Genomic DNA, 17,642 nt, shown 5'->3' with positions numbered 1-17,642 from the left:
GCTCCTTTATCTAGTTTGTTGTATGCTTAAATTATCATAGTATTTGAGTGCTGCAGTTTGAGTTTGTGCTGCAATCAACATAGTATGCGCCAATTGCTCAGCAGTAACAGGTTTAAATTTAAACGGTCTGGTCCATGCTTTTTCGACCAGCTTAAATGCGGTCTGCGCCAAGTCCTCAAGCAAGCGAATATCACTACGCTTACCAATTAACAGTGAGGGTTGGAAAATTGATAGCTTATAAATTGACAGGTTTTTTAGGTAGTTTTCCAATTCGCCTTTGACTTTATTATAGAAAACTGGCGAATTAGCATTCGCTCCCAATGCACTCACCACCAATAAATGAATATTTTTATCCTGAACTAAATCTGCAAAATGGGCATTGATTTCATAGTCAATCGCATAAAAAGCATCTTTAGATCCTGCTTGTTTGATCGTACTTCCCAAACAACTGAATGCATGGGTATAGGGACTTACATCCTCATCATTCAATAGCAGAAAGTCTTCTAATATCAGCTGTGTTACTTTGCTGTAAGATTTTAATATTTCTGAACTTTTTCTAACCACCACTGTAATTGAACTAAAATCACCTGCTTGCTGCAACGCATCTACAAGGGCTTGACCAACCAAGCCTGTTGCGCCAATAACAATTGCCTTTTTATCACCTATTTTCATTTTTATTTGTTCCAATCAATGACTAAGGCTAATGTAACGTTTTCTTGCACGTTTTTCACCTGTTAAATCTACTTAAAAGTATCACAAGACTTGACTTCGCGGCTTAGTTTCCTCAAAATATGGCACTTGTTTACGGGCTGGTGAATGTTGCTAATGTTTTATTGGTTTTAACTTCAGCCCGCCCAGACCAACTTATTTTCAAGGAGTGCACGAGTGGCAAACTCTGCTCAAGCTAAAAAACGTGCTCGTCAAAACGTTAAAGCACGTAAACACAACGCAAGCTTACGTTCTATGGTTCGTACTTATATCAAACGTACTGTAAATGCGATCGCTGCTGGTGATTATGCTACTGCTACAGAAGCTTATAAAACTGCTGTTCCAGTTATCGACCGTATGGCTGATAAAGGCATTATCCACAAAAATAAAGCTGCTCGTCATAAGAGCCGCTTGAACGCTCAAGTTAAAGCATTAGCTAACTAATTTGATGCATATAAAAAAGCCCGAATATTCGGGCTTTTTTATTGTGTTTAATTTTTGATGTAAGGCTGCATCCCTGTTCCCGCTTCTGTCACGATCCTGACTAACTTCTGACAAAAGTTATGACTTTCTTCAAGTAAACCTAAATCACTGGCACGTGCATGATTCTGTGTCAGCACAGTTTTATGATACTGATAACGCTCTTGCAAATATAGTTCATCTTGGCTCAACGCCAGCATCATTAATTCAAAACGAAAATCCAGATCAATTTTAATTCCTTCAGGCATATCCCCATACGCCCAGGCCTGCAACACCTCTAATCGGCTTTGTCCCAAATTAGAAAAGATAAAATTAATATAATCATCCAGATTTTTAAAGAAATTCTGAATATCAGCCTGTGTATCCCATCGACCTGTTAAGGCAAAACACGGTTCTGCGTGATACTTCTGCCCTGTATTCTTATGTACATCCATAGAGCGCAGCCTAAAAATCAAACGCTCTGATAACTGTTCTTGCAACTGCTGAGGAATAAAGCGGTCAGTAAAGTCCATCGCAAAAGATAGCATTGGACTAACTGTTAATTTTCTTAGCACCATTTTTAACTGATAAAAAACACCCAGTTGTTTTTGCGTCAATAAAAAACAGCGATAGCCTGTATCCAAAGCCAATTCAGGACGACCAATATTCCCCCAATTTGAAATAAAGTCATGAGCAACATTAAACACATTAAGACTTAACTGCTGGGTATAGAATTGTTGTTCAAACCACTGACTGATCAATTGCTCAGCCTCAGGCATATTCTGTGGGGCTGGTAACTCACCTGCAACCTTAACAGGCTCAGGTTCAACCAAAGCTTCGATCTGCTGAGTATGCAAAGGCTCCAATAAATAAGGTTGCAGCATATGGGAAACCGCATTTTCAGGAGATTGCAACTCTCCTGTAGCCCATACATTATAATTCGGCTCATAGAAGCCTATCCCTGTTTCATGAACCGCCTCATAGAAAACCCGATATACCGCATCATTTTGCGCTTCACTTGCCCAAGTTTCCAACTGGATACTGGCACATATGCCCTGAGCAAATTTATTCTTAATTTCTTGCACCCACTGTAGGGTCTGTTCAGAAAAATAGGATTGATATTGTGGATCACCAATCTTGTTGCTAAATAACTCTAACCACGCCTGCAAAGTTCTGCCATGACTAGAGATATTACGATATTGCTGATGCAACTCAAAAGCAACTTGATATGAATCATCTTCTGCGGGAACTTTACCTGTAAAAATTTCAGGCTCCCATAAATAAATTGTGTTTGATAACATCTTTTTATCCAATTATGTGTCAAGTTTCTCTTTTTATAGCCTTATCATGACGAAAAATGATAAATTTTAAAAGTGCACTTTTATTATTTTTTAAACTTTATAACAAATATATTCTGGATAAAAAAATATGAAGCTCCGAAGAGCTTCATACCATTCATTTATGACACACAAATAAAAATATTAAGGGGCAACAGCCAAAATCTTGCTCGCAACGGGTAAATTCTTGGCAGACAAACCTGCAAGGATCAAACTGTTATTTGCTACAGGAATTGTCCATTTTTGATTCGCACCACTGGTACAACGATAGCGAATTAAGCGTGCACGATTATTGGTTAAATAACCACCCTCCAAATCAAAGCACTGATTTGACTGCTTAATCGCTTGTGCAGTCGTATCAATTTCCCAAACCTGACTACTCACGCCACTACAAGGCATAAGATTAATCACATTGCCTGCGGTGGTCGTTAAACATTGATCGATATATTGCTTGTTATGAATTTTACCCAAGGCATCGTAGACCCACTTTTCCGAATCATTACCAACACAACCCGTAGAACCACTGATAAATGCATTGAGTTGTCCATTGGCCAAAGTTTCAGCTTTTAGGCAGTTGGTACGGTTCATTAAATTGGTACTCGAAGCAAAGTTCAAATCACCTTTAAGCGCTAGCTTTTCCACAAAGGCCTGAAATGCCGTTACTGCATCAGCATTTAAATGATCTAAATCTGAACGATACACATTGATCCAGCGATTTAAACGATACAGCTTAATTTGCTGCTGGGTATAACGTACCATTTCATTCTGAGCATCTGAAGAAAGCTGATCTTTAAAACCTCGGTATGAATCAAACAACAGTTTAGATTCAGGCGAAAGATTTACAACAGCCTTATCTTTATTATCAAGCAAGACCTGCTCGAGTTGAGGTAGCTCTATCGCTCTGAGCGCTGAGTATTCTGCTTCTTTACCAATTTCAACTGCGGGTGCTAAAGCAATTGTATTGGCTGGAATCGACATACTCGACAGTAATACCGCCGCTTGATTGGCTTTTTTACAATACAGATTAACTTGCTGTGGCACCTCACTTTGTGCAAGGTTGACATGGAATTTATTGGCATTGCTATTGCTGTTCATTCGCTGTGGAGCCAAAGCAATATTTTGACTCGCACTTGCAAACTGCACATTCAACCAGCAACTTGCCGTGACTGCATTCGGATTGGCTTGCGGCAGGTCAAATACATTACCACAGTTCCCTTTGGCAGCAGGATAGACCAAGCCTGTTTGTGTTTCTGGATCATAGCCACCCAGAATGGTATACACAGGCACACCAAACATTCTTGGTTTCAAGTAATTGCCATCGGCGCGGTTATACCAAACATTGCTTGAATTAGGCGTTTTAGGCTGAGCCACTTCCATACTACGGGTTATTGCATTCCATTTTTTATAGCCTGTTGGCGAACTTGCATCCCAGACATAACGATCAAATGCTGGCTGAATTTTCAAATAGGTACTATAACCAGTGTAATGGGTATATTTAGAAATACTGCTTGCAGTTGCACCACCAGACATTGCATCCCAACCATAGGCATATTTATTCAGGAAGTTAGGAACTCCATTGGCACCATCACCTAGATTGGTGGTGGTCCAATTGAGGTTACCACGCATTTTATTTCTAAAGGCAATATAGCCCCATCCACTATCTGCATGATGCGCAGCCCAAAACATATTGTCACCCACAGCGCCAGGATAATGCCCAAGCCCATAGTGATGTCCAATCTCGTGACTAAACTCATTACCCACAGAGTCAATCAAGGTCAGCATACCATTACCACCACTTAAGCCATGGGTTGCCTCACCGTTGCTATATTTACCACGTGCATAATGTGCCACGACACTTTGAGTAATTTGTGGTTGTTCCTGACTGGCCATTGAAGCACTGGTAATCCCCCAATTGGCTAGGTTAATCCCAACACCAAAGGTCGATTTAGCCGTATCCTCACGCATATCACCACTATAGACATCACCCGTGCTTGCACTGGCAGTATCATAAATGATACCGCTTGCCACCATAACTTTATTCAACTTTAAGTCATCATATTTAGCAACAATCATGCGTGCCGCAGGAATCGTTTGAAAATAATCTGTGCCTGCCTTTGCAGGCTCGAGCAACATATAATGACCTGTTGATTTTGGCGGGTCGGTCAATAGGCCTAGACGGATATTTTGCAATACCAATTCACCCGGTGCGGCTAAATCAATATTATCAGCAGTGAGCTCACCACTACGATTATTCAGTGGATCAATGACCCGAAGATGCAGGCCTGCACGAATTTCACTCCATTTTAATGCAACCGTCCATGCTCGCTTTGAATAGCTTACTGGTGGGCGCCCATCGGTATTGGACTGATCAGAAGCCGCAATTCGTGATGGCTCTTTTAATTTAACCGTTCTGAGCAGTTGATTACCTTGATAAATTTCGACTTGTAGTTTTTGCAGATCACCCATTTCCGCCAGAGGTGTCACCAACAACAAAGCATCTTTTTCTGTGGTTAAACGCGGCATTGAATCTTTTTCATTATTTTTAGGGTTCACTACATGGCTTTGTGCAAACTGCAACATTGCAGCAAAACTGCCATTTAAATCATTGCGTAGTAACCGTGGTAATCCAAGTTTATCGTAATCATAAAAACCTAATACCGCTTCATCGATAAGATCTTTACGAGGTTCGGGATACTTTTCGGCAACGGGTGGGACTGAAGGCGTCTCAGTATTTCCATTCCCGCCCTGATTGGGTATTTCGGTCGTAGTATTTCCTGAACCGTTATTTGGTGTTTCTGGCGTGTTAGTCCCTGAACCGTTATTTGGTGTCTCCGGTGTAATATTCCCCGAGCCATTATTCGGTGTCTCAGATGTGCCGTCACCCGGTAACTCATTGGTTCCATCACCTGGAATGAGGTTGCCATTTCCAGCAGTGGTTTGATCATTCTTTGGTGGTTCATTATGGTTTGCCCCACTTGTACGATCAGCCCCACCTCCACAAGCGGCCAGCATGATCGATAGCAAACAAACTGTTAAATGCTTAAGTTGTAATTGCATCACATTTCCCCAAGAAAAATTTGATAAATTATCGTTAACGACAAATTAGGTTAAATAGTTAAAATTTATATAAATCATATGCTTATATATACTAGCAATTTTATTACCATCAAGGGAAATTAATTTATAGTTAAAAACAAGAAACGCTAAGTTTATGGCACACGCACCCCCAGTTTATTCACACCGCTAAATTAAATATAAACCATCCAGCAAGCTTACCATCCCCTCACGAGCAAACTGCACGCTAAACAATTCATCAATTAAAGAGGATATTGATATTCAAAAAGGCGGATGTTTAATTGGAACATGGCTCTTCAGTGCAAAATAGTATTCAAGCCAATCAGGCAAAAGCGATTAGATCAATTCATTCAAGTGCGAGGGATGATGTACTTATTGCAGATTCAGCGACCACATTCAGCTGAGATAAATCGATTATTTCTAGTGATATACATGGCTCAATCTCAACCACGTTGTAAGCCCATCTTAGCAGTATCGAAGGACAGAAATTAGTAAAAGGCCGATAATCAGGTTATTTTGCAATCAGCTATAGATAAATCCAAATATAGCATTTGGATTCAAATTAACAGCGATTCAGTGCCTTTTACTCTTATAAAGTTGCCCGTCGTTTATTAATCCTATTGATGCAAAAACTGTTTAACATCTAATTTATTAAGTTCGCCACGCCAGATCCATTTCAACTGGCTTTCAACAAAATCCTCGCCCTCAAACCAGACAAACAATCCTTCCATCATGGCGGGCCAATCTGTTTGTTCAATTTGATTTTTACCTGAAATCACAGCAAGGATTGCTGCAATAATCGTGTCATGACTAACCGCTAAACTCAGACCATTCTTTTGTGTGGGATGCGTATGGTAAAGCAATTCAAGTACATCAAACACACCTGTAATCGGATGCTTCATTCCTGGTAATGCATTATTCACAAAACTATTAATAAACCCCAAAGCTCCCTGCTTGCGAAAGTACGGGGCTGCTTGCTGTATATCCAACACAAAACTACCAGGCTCAACCAATAAACGCTGTTCCACAATTTCAATACGATGGGTATTCACGGCTTTACGGGTCTGATCAGCCCCTTCAATCATCAAGGCTGCAGTATCCACACAACGCTGAATTGGGCTTGAAATACAATGCTGGATTGCACGATCACTATGCTGGCTTAAATATTCACCCCAAGCATAGGCCAACTCTCGCCCCTGTTCAGTCAACTGTAGATCATAACCCGCCAAGCCCTGTCCATTCACCAACTCACGTAGGGAATGACGAGTAAATAACGTCACAGGTGTTGAAGCATCGGGTAATAAATCAATTGCTTCAAACATGCTTTTAGGCAATAAATGCAGGGCCATATTCACACACAAGTTCGGATTTACTCCACTATAGCATGAGCAGGATGACTCTCAATCTAAAATGCCAGAAAGCGCCAAAGCCTCATAAGCAATTTTTTTGCAATGTTGATCTCGATAAGCGATAAAGCCACCATTCAAGACTGTTTCACGCTGGTTATACATAAAAGGTTTTTCGTCCAACGTCATCAAACCACCCCCAATACTTTCCAGTAAAGCCTGTCCTGAGCTGGTATCCCATTCAGAGGTTGGGTGAAAACGAGGATAAATATCAATTTCACCTTCCAGCATCATACAAAACTTGTAAGCACTGCCGGCTTCACGACGCTCCACTTCACGATTTTGCAAAATCGGCTCAATAAAATTTTTATATTTAGGATTTTTGCTGTTGTGACTCAAACCAATTTGCAGTGGTGCTGCCAAGTCATGTTCTGCTAACTGATATTGCGCCCATTCTTGTCGGCTAAAGCTATATTTATAAGGTCGTTGCGAGGTGTAACCGATATACATCACCTGTTCGCACGGCACTGCAATAATCGCAAAAGTGGTTTGATGTTCTTCAATCAAACTAAGATTAATGGTGAATTCATCGCGCTCATGGATAAACTCTTTAGTTCCATCCAGTGGATCTAGCATCCAGCAGCGCTGCCATGCCGCACGTGCAGAATAATCACTTTCTTCTGACAACACGGGTAATTGTGGTGTCACTGTTGCTAAATGCTTCAATAAAAAGTGATTTACTTTTAAATCGGCTTGCGTAACTGGAGAATCATCACTTTTTTCCTGAATATTAAATTCGCAACCCGCACAATAACTTTGGTATTCTTCCAACAATATTTGACTAGCCTGCGCCATAATTGGAACAAGTTGTGTAATTAACTGATCTTGTGGGGCAAGCGTTTTTATAAACATAGACCAACCTTATGTCATATTCAGATTTACAGCAGCCGATTGCCATGTTTGACATGGACGGCACATTACTCGATTTAGCCTTTGATGATTTGATTTGGAATCATTGTTTGCCTGAACGACATGCTCAAGTGCATCAATGCACACTTGCACAAAGCCAGCAGACCTTATTTCAATTTTACCAACAACATAAGCATACACTATCTTGGTACTCTTCGGCGTACTGGACAGCTAAAGTAGGTGTTGATGTGTTGCAACTACAATACGAGCATCGTGAAAAAATTCGCGCCCGTTCAGGTTGTCACCAACTCCTAGAAAAACTTAGGGCACAAGGTTATCGGTGCTGGTTATTGACCAATGCGGATCAGGCAGGTTTGCAACTTAAACTTGAAAATGTCGAACTAAGCCCCTACTTTGAACTTATGATCAGTAGCGAAGAACTTGGGCACGCCAAAGAAGAAATCGCATTTTGGCAAAAGTTACAACAACTTCATCCATTCGATCCTGCACAAGCGGTCTTTATAGACGATACTGTTGCTGTGCTCAAAAGTGCTGAAGATTTTGGGATCACTCAACTCTTTAGCATTTTACAGCCATCTAGCGGAAAATCCGCCAGAATGGCAACAGAGCTACCCTATCCCGCACTTGATCAATTAACCGAACTCGTTGATTATCTTGAAACCAATTTACAGGTAACAGATGCCAAAACAGCATGAACCAGACAGCATGGATGCCATGCGCATTGATAAATGGCTTTGGGCAGCACGTTTTTTTAAAACACGCTCGATTGCCAAGGCCGCCATTGAAGGTGGTAAAGTTCACCACAACAATGATCGGGTGAAAGTTTCCAGAGATGTCCGTATTGGAATGGAACTGACCATTCAACAAGGTTTCGAGAAAAAAACTGTAGTGGTCAAGGCACTTTCCGCCGTCCGGGGTGGCGCTCCGGCAGCCCAGTTACTTTATGAAGAAACAACAGAAAGTATTGCGCGCAGAGAGTTGCATGCATCTCAGCGAAAATTGCATAATCTAGCCCGACCAGATCACCGACCAAGTAAAAAAGATCGTCGTGATATCAATCGTTTTAAACAGGAAAATGTCCAATCATGGTCTTATCATGATGAGTAGATTTTGATGGATATTTTTCAATTTTGGATGCGTCATTTTGTGTCGCATAGACACAGATCAGATGTAGAATAAACAACGAGAATCTGCCACTATACTCAAGTCCCAACAAGTTGAGATTCAATACATCCACTTGGGTTAGTCGTTAAGAAATAAAGTTTTGAGGTTTTGAGATGGATGATAATAAAAGTAAGGCGTTACAAGCTGCGTTAAGCCAGATTGAAAAACAATTTGGTAAAAATACAGTGATGCGCTTAGGTGATAACACAGTACAAGCCGTTGAAGCGGTTTCTACAGGTTCTTTAACACTTGATATTGCATTAGGGATTGGCGGATTACCAAAAGGCCGTATCATTGAAATCTACGGTCCTGAATCATCAGGTAAAACGACCATGACATTACAGGCGATTGCTCAATGTCAAAAGAATGGCGGTACTTGTGCCTTTATCGATGCGGAACATGCATTAGATCCAGAATATGCACGCAAGCTTGGTGTCGATATTGATAATCTTTTGGTTTCACAACCAGACCACGGTGAGCAGGCACTTGAAATTGCAGATATGCTGGTGCGTTCTGGTGCAATCGATTTAATCGTTGTCGACTCTGTGGCAGCATTGACCCCAAAAGCTGAAATCGAAGGCGAAATGGGTGACTCACATATGGGCTTACAAGCGCGCTTAATGAGTCAGGCTTTACGTAAAATTACAGGTAATGCAAAGCGCTCGAATTGTATGGTGATCTTCATTAACCAGATCCGTATGAAGATTGGTGTGATGTTTGGTAGCCCAGAAACCACAACGGGTGGTAACGCACTTAAATTCTATGCCTCTGTACGTTTAGACATTCGTCGTATCGGTCAAGTCAAAGAAGGTGACGAGATTACCGGTAACGAAACACGCGTTAAAGTTGTAAAAAATAAAATGGCACCTCCTTTCAAAGAAGCAGTGTTCCAAATTATGTACGGCAAAGGAACTAATCAGCTCGGTGAACTGGTTGATCTTGCAGTTCAACAAGATATCGTACAAAAAGCGGGTGCTTGGTATTCTTATCAAGGCAATAAAATTGGCCAAGGTAAGAACAATGTGATTCGTCATTTTGAAGAAAATCCAGCAATGGCTCAAGAAATTGAAAAGCTGATTCGCGAACAACTACTCACCAAAAACAAACCAACTGAAAATACAGAAATTGAAGAAGAAGAACCAGATTTCTTAGAGAGCTAAACTGAAACGCCCTTCGGGGCGTTTTTCTTTAATGAAGGAAATAAATTTTGTTTAACTTTAACAATGAAAAAACTGAAAAGCCTAAAACACTCACTGGCTCGAGATTACGCTCCTATGCCTTTGCCCTACTCACGCGCCGCGATTATTCCCAAGCTGAATTAATTTCCAAGCTGAATCAATATGCGATCAACCCAGAGGAAGTCGCAAAACTGGTCGAAGAGTTAGCGCAACACAATTATCAAAGCGATCAACGCGTGGCCGAACTCACCCTAGCGAGCCAACTCAGAAAAGGCAAAGGTTTGCAACGCATTAAACAAGCACTGAAAGCGAAGCAGTTAGATACCGACCTAATTACTGAAGAACTTGAAGAGGTCGATTGGCTTGATCAAGCCTATCAGCTTAAAGTTAAAAAATTTGGAGAGGAAGTGGCAACTGATCCAAAAATCAAGGCAAGACAAATTCGGTTCTTACAATACCGTGGCTTTGATATGGGAGTTATTATGAAAGCGGTTGCTCGAACGAGCGGAGAAGAATAAATGGTGGCAGCCCTACCAGCATGACTTCGGCACATCATAGTTCTACTACCGTTGCTACCTTCCGGTCCTGGCGGGGTTCGTAGAGTACAATTGCGAAGCTACCAGCAGGGCTACCATTGCCTGACAAAGTATAGAGATTTTTACCTGAGTTGCAAGACTTCTCGCTGTTTTTCCGCAAGTTTTGCATTCAACTGCCTAATTCCTCGTCAACTGCTATATATTTGTTATCTATTCACTTTCAATACGAACAAACATTAAACAACAACCTCGCAATTCCCTGCAAAAGTGCTTGAAGATTGTAAATGCTTATTGCATTTAAATGAGTTGCTGTTTTAATGGCTTAATCAAAAATCTATATCTAGTGTGTTGCAAGTAAAAAGTGAAGACTTTTCGACCACAGCTTTATTTTTCAACTTATGGATGAATTTTTATGCTAAAAAAGCATTCCGTACTTTTTATTGCCCTGCTCAGTAGTGCGCATTTATATGCCAATGTTCCAATTGAATCCCGCTCTTTGAGTCAACAACAAGCCAATAATGTTGTTGCTGGTACTCCTAGCCTAAACTGGGAAATCATGCAAAAGAACCAGAAGCTTGAAGAAGAAATTCGCAAGCTCCGTGGTCAGCTTGAAGAACATGACAATACCATTGAGCAATTAAAAAAAGAACTGAGCAATCGCTACACTGATCTAGATCAACGCTTAGAACTGCTTTCGCAAAAAATTGATCCACCAGAAGATCATCCAGAAGCCCAAGATGGAACTGCTCCTGCAGCAACCGCCAATGCTGAGACAGCAACACCCGTGATTGCACCAACAGCTCCAGCGCAACAGCAACAGGCCGCTCCATCGAAAGCAGAACCTGCTGCAGATCAACCACCTGCCAATACAGCGACAACAAACAATACCACCAATCAAATCGAGCTCGAAAAAGCAGCCTATACCGTTGCACTCGACGCTTATAAACAAGGCGGTGCAAAAAAAGCCATCCAGCCAATGCAGAACTTCATCAAAAACCATCCCAATGGAATTTATGTTGGTAATGCCTACTTTTGGCTAGCTGAGTTTTATTTAGCGGTTGAGCCTGTAGATTATAAAGCTGCAAAGCAAAACTATAATATTGTTGCGACTCGCTATCCAAACTCAGCAAAAGCATCTCGTGCGGTCTATCAACTCTATAGTATTGCCAAAGAAGTGGATAAGAATACCGCCTTAGCCAATCAATACAGAAGTAAACTCTTAAGCCAATATCCGCAATCAGAAGAAGCGAAATTCATTCAGAAAAAGTAGTTTTCTTTTTGCAATAAAAAAGCCAGTCGATCAGAACTGGCTTTTTTATTGCTTAGAACAAACTTATTTGATCTTTGCCTGTGATTTTAAGTATTCAGTATAGTCTTCTAAGACTTGCTGGCCACGGAACTGTTGATAAAGCTTATTCAGCTCTTGCAACTGTTCAGCAGGCAAAGTACTTGCAACACTATTATTCACATTTGAAACCGCAACAATCACCAACTCATTTGGCAATTTCGCTGTGGTTGCAGACCATAAACCCTCTTTAGCTGGCGCTGGAATACTAAATGCAGCACGCTCAATCGCACGTTTTAAGCCTTGTGAACGTGCAAAGGTACCCGCATTTTCAAAAGTCACTTGTGATTTTGCAACCACTTGTGCCGCAGGTTGAGTTTTAAAGTCAGCAAGAATCGTTGCAATTTTGGCTTGAGCAGCTTTATACGCCTTTGCTTCAATGACTTTAGCCTTCACTTCCGCAGTTGCCTGATCTAGAGGCTTGACTCCTGCTGCATGATAATTACGAACCTTAATCCAGATCGTATCACCATTCGCCAATTGAATATTTGAAGATGCATTACGGTCACCGTTTTTCACATCATCATTAAACAATTTTGCTTTAACGCTTAAATCACCTAAATATGGATTATTTGTTGTAAGGGTCACAGCATTTGCAGATTCAATACGTGCACCTTTCACTTCTTGTGCAACCACATCTAATGAATCACCTCCAACAACCATTTCATTGAGATTGTTAACCGTATCACTGAATAAATTCGCTGCTTTCGACTTTTCAACCTCAGCCGTCAAACGAGCTTTCTCAGCTTCAAACGATGGTAATTTCACCATTGGTGATTCAGCTTCAATAATGTGATAACCATATTGGGTTTTTACTGGTTTTGAAATCTCACCATTTTTTAATGCATTCACTGCGTTGTCAAAATCAGCCGAGAAGACACCTGGTGCATATGACTCAACCAAACCACCATTCGCTTTAGAGCTCGGATCTTCAGAGAACTGAGCAGCAGCCTGTGCAAATGATTCACCTGCCTGAATTTTTGCATACACCTCATTGGCAAGCTTTTGAGCAGCCGCAGCATCACGTGCATCAGTAGTAATTAAAATATGCTTAACTTGACGTTTAACTGCTTTTTTCTGTTCATCAACAAATGCCGCATAAGCCTGCTGTAAATCTGCTTCTGTTACTGCAAGATTTGTTTTAGGAAGCAATGCTGGCGTCAATACCACATAATCAACATCAACACTCGCAACTTGCTTAAACTCATTTTTATGCTTGTTGTAGTAGTCGGTAATTTCCTGATTTGATACAGTTACACCCTTTTTATAATTATCTAGCTTGATACTCGCCAAATGCAAGGTCCGTTGTTCAGTTTGTAGATTTGCCAATTGCTGCACATCTGACTTACTAACCAATGCATAATCCATTAAAGACGTTGAAATCATTTTCAATGCATGATCCTGACGCAAGCTTGCAATTAAAGCTTGATTGGTCATTCCCACTGAACGCAAATAATTTTCATATAAGGTCTTAGAGAATTGACCATTTTCTTGAAAGCTCGGTTGCTGCGCCAGCATTTGTTCAAGTTGCACATCACTTAAAGTCATACCCAACTTTTCAGCTTGTTGCTGTAATAAGCTACGCGCAACTAATGCATCTAAAGCTTTCTCCTGAATAACAGGTAAATTTAAAAGCGACTCATCACCTTTCACCAAAGAGAGATATTGGTCTTTATAGTTTTTGGTGGCACTTTCTAATTCTTTATTAGAAATATCTTGACCGTTTACCGATTTCGCAACATCTGCTTTATTGCTGCCACTAAAATATCCTTCAATACCTACAAGTGCTAAAGGGGTCAAAAACAAAACTAACAGGACTTTGCCAAGCCAACCCTTAATGAGAGTACGAAACGATTCCATAAGAATTCCAATATTTTATTTCGGGGCAATTTTAACTGAAAAACAAAGGCGAATGAATGCAGAATAAGAATCAAATTAACTTTTTCATTCAATAAATAAAAAACGCACCCTAAATGGTGCGTTTATTGATTTAAAAAGATTACGCAACCGAATCTTTTAAACCCTTACCAGCTTTGAAGCTAGGTACTTTACTTGCTTTGATTTGCAGCTCTTCACCAGTTTTAGGGTTACGACCTGTACGAGCAGCACGTTCTTTCACGCTGAAAGTACCGAAACCAACTAAAGTAACAGTGTCACCTTTCTTAAGTGCTTCAGTGATTGACGCAATTGTCGCATCGAGTGCCTTACCAGCATCCGATTTAGACACTCCCCCTTTTTCAGCAATCGCATCAATTAATTCTGATTTATTCATGATAAAAAATATCCTCTTAATATCGTTTGTTAAGATCCAAGGCTATAGTTTAAAAGGCCATGACGCCTTTATAGCAATGCTTTGGGGGAGAACGCAATACTAGAAGGACCTTTTAATTAAAATAAATACTGAAATACGACATAAACGGACGAGTTACCTGCCATTTTTTTACTTTTTATTCAATTTAGCCTTCAATTGATCATTTTCTTCGATCAACGCATCAACCTTAATATGGAGTTGCACCAGTAACTGTTCGATATGCTGTAGATCCTTTGGCGTGACCAAGCCAATACGATTCAACGAGTGGTTGACACTCGTATCTAAAATCTTTTCAACCTTGTCTTTGGTGTCTGTTACAGACTCTTTGGCTTTTTCTGTCACCTTGCCGACAGTGTTATCGGCAAAATCGACTGTTTTAGACTCCAGCTCCTCACCCACCTTGACCAGTGAGTCAAACAATTTATTGCCTTCCTCTTCAGCACGTGAAAAAGCACCCAAACCAGCCAGCCAAATTTGTTGTGTATATTTTTTGAAATCAAGTGCAGATTTTTTAGAACTCTTTGATTTTGGCTTAGTTTTTACTTCAGCTTCTTCATTAGGATTTTCTATATTTGAGTTATCCATTGACCATTACTCCTAAGCACTTTACAAACAGTATGTCGTATTTAACCATAAAAATGTTTTTATAATATCAAAGTTAAGACTTGATCGTTTTAAAAAACTGTTCTACAAAGCAATAAAGTCATGTAAATTATTTTTAATAATTTGAGTACGGATGCTCAGGTTTACAGATTTTATTGTTTCGCAACGTTATTGGTAAGGAAAAAGAGATCTATGAGTGATACGCAACAAAGACATAAACATCCCCATTTGTTGCTAAACATTGTCATCATTGTTTTAGAAACTTTTTTCTCCTTCATCTTGACGCATGATGCTGGCCTACGCCTACAAGCAAAAAAGTTGATCGACAAAAAAATGACTATTCGAATCAATAGTTATATTCCTTTCTTTGACTTTTATATCCAATTTACCGAAAAAGGTCTTTTATTTGATATGAAAGCGCTGGATCGAAATATCGATCTAGAAATTAATAGCACATTGATCGATTTGATTAAGATATTTGTGTTAAACAATCAGCGTAGCATTACAAATATGCGCATTTTAGGTGATGCAGCCCTTGTAGAAGAGTTTCTAGATTTAGTTCCTCATCTAACCCTCTCTAGTATTTTAGCAAACTGGAAACAATGGTTTAACCTGTTTAATGATGAAGCAGAAGTCATTGCAACCCAACAGCGTATTGCTCCACTATTGGAAAAAATCGATCAACAACGTTCTGAAATCAATACATTGCTAGTAGAAGTTAAGCAATATCAGAACCGCATTCATCGCCTGCAAAAACGTCAACGCTTGATCAACATTAGCTTTGCTGTATTGAGCTTTATTTTCATTGCCTTTTTTGTTTATAATACGTGGATACAATAATTCCAACATATTTCACTTTTCACGCTGATTATGGCAATTTAAAACTTGACTATTTTAGTCGGAATTCATAAAATTTAAGCATCTAGTCTAACCATGTGTACCGAATCATGCGTCTTACAACTCGCGGTCGTTACGCAGTGACTGCTCTACTTGATTTAGCTTTGCAGCCAACTGAACAAACGATCACGCTTGCGGAAATAGCAGCACGCCAATCCATCTCAGTCGCTTATTTAGAACAGTTATTTGCGAAACTCAAACGTCATGGGTTAGTTTCAAGCGTTCGTGGTGCAAATGGTGGCTATCACCTTGCACGTAATGCAAGTGAAATTACTGTGCTAGAAATTATTGAAGCTGTAAATGAAACCGTTGATGCAACACGTTGTGACCACAAAGGCAACTGCCAGAACGGTGCGATGTGTTTAACGCACGACTTATGGCAAGAACTCTCCCACCATATTGCCGATTATCTCGCAAAAATCACGCTTGCTGATTTAATTGCGCGTGACAACGTCCAAACTGTTGCTTTACGCCAAAATTCTTCAAGTTTAGATTCAGCCCTTCTATCGGTTACAGGTATTTGACATGAAACGTCCAATTTATCTTGATTACGCAGCAACCACTCCTGTACTGCCTGAAGTTGCAGAACGTATGATGGAATGTTTAACGTTCGAGGGAACTTTTGGTAACCCAGCGTCACGTTCACATGCATATGGTTGGCAAGCCGAAGAAAAAGCTGAATATGCGCGCGAGCAGGTTGCAAATCTTATCAAAGCAGACCCGCGTGAAATCGTGTGGACTTCAGGTGCGACTGAGTCAGACAACCTTGCATTAAAAGGGATTGCTCAATTCTACGGTTCAAAAGGCAAACACATCATTACAAGTAAAATCGAACACAAAGCTGTGCTAGATCCTTGCCGTGAGCTGGAAGAACAAGGTTTTGAAATTACCTATTTAGAACCAGAACCACGTACCGGTTTAATTACCCCAGAAATGGTTCAGGCAGCCCTACGTCCAGATACAATTCTTGTTTCCCTCATGATGGTAAACAATGAAATCGGTACCGTAACAGACGTTGCTGCGATTGGTGAATTAACTCGTGCCAACAAAACATTCTTCCACGTCGATGCAGCTCAAGCTGTTGGTAAGGTAGAGATTGATCTTTCAACAATGAAAGTTGATTTGATGAGTTTCTCTGGTCATAAAGTTTATGGCCCTAAAGGCATTGGTGCACTTTTCGTTCGTCGTAGCCCACGTGTTCGCTTAAAAGCACAAATGCATGGTGGTGGTCATGAGCGTGGTATGCGTTCTGGTACTTTAGCGACACATCAAATTGTTGGTATGGGTGAAGCGTTTGAAATTGCGGGCAAAACCATGCAAGCAGAACAAGAGCGCATCCGTAAATTACGCGACAAACTTTGGAATGGTTTACAAGATCTTGAACAAGTATTCTTGAACGGCCACCCAACACAAAACGTTGCAAACTATCTAAATGTCAGCTTCAACTTTGTTGAAGGTGAATCACTGATGATGGCACTGAAAGATGTTGCTGTTTCAAGTGGTTCAGCATGTACATCTGCAACTTTAGAACCTTCATACGTTTTACGTGCTTTAGGTTTATCTGATGAGTTGGCACATAGTTCAATTCGTTTCAGTTTTGGTAAATACACCACTGAAGCTGATATTGACCATGTGTTAACAATTACCAAAGCTGCGGTTGAGAAATTACGTGAACTTTCTCCGCTTTGGGATATGTACAAAGAAGGTATCGACCTTTCAACAGTTGAATGGGCAGAACACTAATTCATTGCAC

The 17,642-nt window shown here is 40.4% G+C and carries 17 protein-coding genes and 1 other RNA gene; 9 read left to right on the top strand and 9 right to left on the bottom strand.

The window, feature by feature from the left end; genetic code table 11:
- Window positions 1–6: 6 nt before the first annotated feature.
- The gene (locus tag F895_RS10800; protein WP_005240877.1) at window positions 7–672 is read right to left on the bottom strand and encodes a Rossmann-fold NAD(P)-binding domain-containing protein; all 666 of its coding nucleotides are present in this window, start codon (window positions 670–672) and stop codon (window positions 7–9) included.
- Between the two features lie 213 nt (window positions 673–885).
- On the opposite strand from F895_RS10800, the gene rpsT reads away from it, so the two are divergent.
- A complete protein-coding gene (gene rpsT, locus F895_RS10805) occupies window positions 886–1,152 on the top strand; it encodes a 30S ribosomal protein S20 (RefSeq protein WP_004652997.1) in 267 nt (88 codons plus the stop codon).
- Between the two features lie 47 nt (window positions 1,153–1,199).
- Here rpsT and F895_RS10810 read toward each other — a convergent pair whose 3' ends face one another.
- The 4 genes from F895_RS10810 to F895_RS10825 all read right to left on the bottom strand — a co-directional run bounded on the left by F895_RS10810 (window position 1,200) and on the right by F895_RS10825 (window position 7,837).
- Entirely contained in the window at window positions 1,200–2,468 is a 1,269-nt protein-coding gene (locus tag F895_RS10810) for a hypothetical protein (RefSeq protein WP_005240875.1), read from the bottom strand.
- Between the two features lie 180 nt (window positions 2,469–2,648).
- Window positions 2,649–5,561 (bottom strand): M66 family metalloprotease, encoded by a 2,913-nt coding sequence (locus F895_RS10815; RefSeq protein ID WP_005240873.1) that lies wholly within the window; start codon window positions 5,559–5,561, stop codon window positions 2,649–2,651.
- Window positions 5,562–6,196: 635 nt separating this feature from the next.
- Entirely contained in the window at window positions 6,197–6,928 is a 732-nt protein-coding gene (locus F895_RS10820; protein ID WP_005240865.1) for a histidine phosphatase family protein, read from the bottom strand.
- Window positions 6,929–6,979: 51 nt separating this feature from the next.
- Window positions 6,980–7,837 (bottom strand): 3'(2'),5'-bisphosphate nucleotidase CysQ family protein, encoded by an 858-nt coding sequence (locus F895_RS10825; RefSeq protein ID WP_005240864.1) that lies wholly within the window; start codon window positions 7,835–7,837, stop codon window positions 6,980–6,982.
- Between the two features lie 11 nt (window positions 7,838–7,848).
- On the opposite strand from F895_RS10825, the gene F895_RS10830 reads away from it, so the two are divergent.
- The 4 genes from F895_RS10830 (at window position 7,849) to F895_RS10845 (ending at window position 10,715) form a co-directional block, all read left to right on the top strand.
- Window positions 7,849–8,550, top strand: a complete 702-nt coding sequence (locus tag F895_RS10830; protein WP_005240863.1) for an HAD-IA family hydrolase — start codon at window positions 7,849–7,851, stop codon at window positions 8,548–8,550.
- Window positions 8,534–8,962: an RNA-binding S4 domain-containing protein gene (locus tag F895_RS10835; RefSeq protein ID WP_004652990.1), complete on the top strand. Its 429-nt coding sequence runs from the start codon at window positions 8,534–8,536 to the stop codon at window positions 8,960–8,962. The genes F895_RS10830 and F895_RS10835 overlap by 17 nt, the downstream gene beginning before the upstream one ends.
- Before the next feature lie 170 nt (window positions 8,963–9,132).
- The gene (recA, locus tag F895_RS10840; protein WP_005240862.1) at window positions 9,133–10,179 is read left to right on the top strand and encodes a recombinase RecA; all 1,047 of its coding nucleotides are present in this window, start codon (window positions 9,133–9,135) and stop codon (window positions 10,177–10,179) included.
- A gap of 47 nt (window positions 10,180–10,226) precedes the next feature.
- On the top strand, window positions 10,227–10,715 hold the full coding sequence (locus F895_RS10845; protein ID WP_005240861.1) for a regulatory protein RecX: 489 nt from the start codon (window positions 10,227–10,229) through the stop codon (window positions 10,713–10,715).
- A gap of 10 nt (window positions 10,716–10,725) precedes the next feature.
- Here F895_RS10845 and ffs read toward each other — a convergent pair.
- Window positions 10,726–10,822, bottom strand: an RNA gene (ffs, locus tag F895_RS19445) — signal recognition particle sRNA small type.
- A gap of 323 nt (window positions 10,823–11,145) precedes the next feature.
- Between ffs and F895_RS10850 the strand changes: the two genes are divergently transcribed.
- Complete coding sequence (locus F895_RS10850; protein WP_005240860.1) at window positions 11,146–12,003, top strand: YbgF trimerization domain-containing protein; 858 nt, start codon at window positions 11,146–11,148, stop codon at window positions 12,001–12,003.
- Between the two features lie 63 nt (window positions 12,004–12,066).
- Here the strand turns inward: F895_RS10850 and F895_RS10855 are convergent, their stop codons facing one another.
- From F895_RS10855 to F895_RS10865, 3 genes are all read right to left on the bottom strand, one after another.
- Entirely contained in the window at window positions 12,067–13,938 is a 1,872-nt protein-coding gene (locus F895_RS10855; protein WP_005240859.1) for a SurA N-terminal domain-containing protein, read from the bottom strand.
- A gap of 139 nt (window positions 13,939–14,077) precedes the next feature.
- On the bottom strand, window positions 14,078–14,350 hold the full coding sequence (locus F895_RS10860) for an HU family DNA-binding protein (RefSeq protein WP_004639426.1): 273 nt from the start codon (window positions 14,348–14,350) through the stop codon (window positions 14,078–14,080).
- Between the two features lie 168 nt (window positions 14,351–14,518).
- Window positions 14,519–14,974 carry a phasin family protein gene (locus F895_RS10865; RefSeq protein WP_005240858.1) on the bottom strand — a complete coding sequence of 152 codons (456 nt, stop codon included), beginning with the start codon at window positions 14,972–14,974 and terminating at the stop codon, window positions 14,519–14,521.
- A 210-nt stretch (window positions 14,975–15,184) separates the two neighbouring features.
- Here F895_RS10865 and F895_RS10870 point away from each other — a divergent pair, with 210 nt between their 5' ends.
- From F895_RS10870 to F895_RS10880, 3 genes are all read left to right on the top strand, one after another.
- On the top strand, window positions 15,185–15,832 hold the full coding sequence (locus F895_RS10870; protein WP_005240857.1) for a hypothetical protein: 648 nt from the start codon (window positions 15,185–15,187) through the stop codon (window positions 15,830–15,832).
- Between the two features lie 107 nt (window positions 15,833–15,939).
- Complete coding sequence (locus tag F895_RS10875) at window positions 15,940–16,413, top strand: Rrf2 family transcriptional regulator (protein WP_005240855.1); 474 nt, start codon at window positions 15,940–15,942, stop codon at window positions 16,411–16,413.
- Between the two features lies 1 nt (window position 16,414).
- The gene (locus F895_RS10880; RefSeq protein WP_005240848.1) at window positions 16,415–17,632 is read left to right on the top strand and encodes an IscS subfamily cysteine desulfurase; all 1,218 of its coding nucleotides are present in this window, start codon (window positions 16,415–16,417) and stop codon (window positions 17,630–17,632) included.
- The last annotated feature ends 10 nt before the right edge of the window (window positions 17,633–17,642 follow it).

Source organism: Acinetobacter sp. CIP 64.2, assembly GCF_000369645.1.
GTDB lineage: Bacteria > Pseudomonadota > Gammaproteobacteria > Pseudomonadales > Moraxellaceae > Acinetobacter.
The sequence above is the reverse complement of the archived record's forward strand: the minus strand, read 5'-3'. Positions and strand labels throughout refer to the sequence as shown.

Coding starts and splice junctions, on each gene's coding strand:
- F895_RS10820 (WP_005240865.1), bottom strand. CDS start 6,928: ATGGCCCTGCATTTATTGCCTAAAAGCATGTTTGAAGCAATTGATTTA.
- F895_RS10825 (WP_005240864.1), bottom strand. CDS start 7,837: ATGTTTATAAAAACGCTTGCCCCACAAGATCAGTTAATTACACAACTT.
- F895_RS10810 (WP_005240875.1), bottom strand. CDS start 2,468: ATGTTATCAAACACAATTTATTTATGGGAGCCTGAAATTTTTACAGGT.
- F895_RS10830 (WP_005240863.1), top strand. CDS start 7,849: ATGTCATATTCAGATTTACAGCAGCCGATTGCCATGTTTGACATGGAC.
- F895_RS10860 (WP_004639426.1), bottom strand. CDS start 14,350: ATGAATAAATCAGAATTAATTGATGCGATTGCTGAAAAAGGGGGAGTG.
- F895_RS10815 (WP_005240873.1), bottom strand. CDS start 5,561: ATGCAATTACAACTTAAGCATTTAACAGTTTGTTTGCTATCGATCATG.
- F895_RS10870 (WP_005240857.1), top strand. CDS start 15,185: ATGAGTGATACGCAACAAAGACATAAACATCCCCATTTGTTGCTAAAC.
- F895_RS10875 (WP_005240855.1), top strand. CDS start 15,940: ATGCGTCTTACAACTCGCGGTCGTTACGCAGTGACTGCTCTACTTGAT.
- F895_RS10850 (WP_005240860.1), top strand. CDS start 11,146: ATGCTAAAAAAGCATTCCGTACTTTTTATTGCCCTGCTCAGTAGTGCG.
- F895_RS10800 (WP_005240877.1), bottom strand. CDS start 672: ATGAAAATAGGTGATAAAAAGGCAATTGTTATTGGCGCAACAGGCTTG.
- F895_RS10865 (WP_005240858.1), bottom strand. CDS start 14,974: ATGGATAACTCAAATATAGAAAATCCTAATGAAGAAGCTGAAGTAAAA.
- F895_RS10855 (WP_005240859.1), bottom strand. CDS start 13,938: ATGGAATCGTTTCGTACTCTCATTAAGGGTTGGCTTGGCAAAGTCCTG.
- F895_RS10880 (WP_005240848.1), top strand. CDS start 16,415: ATGAAACGTCCAATTTATCTTGATTACGCAGCAACCACTCCTGTACTG.
- recA (WP_005240862.1), top strand. CDS start 9,133: ATGGATGATAATAAAAGTAAGGCGTTACAAGCTGCGTTAAGCCAGATT.
- F895_RS10835 (WP_004652990.1), top strand. CDS start 8,534: ATGCCAAAACAGCATGAACCAGACAGCATGGATGCCATGCGCATTGAT.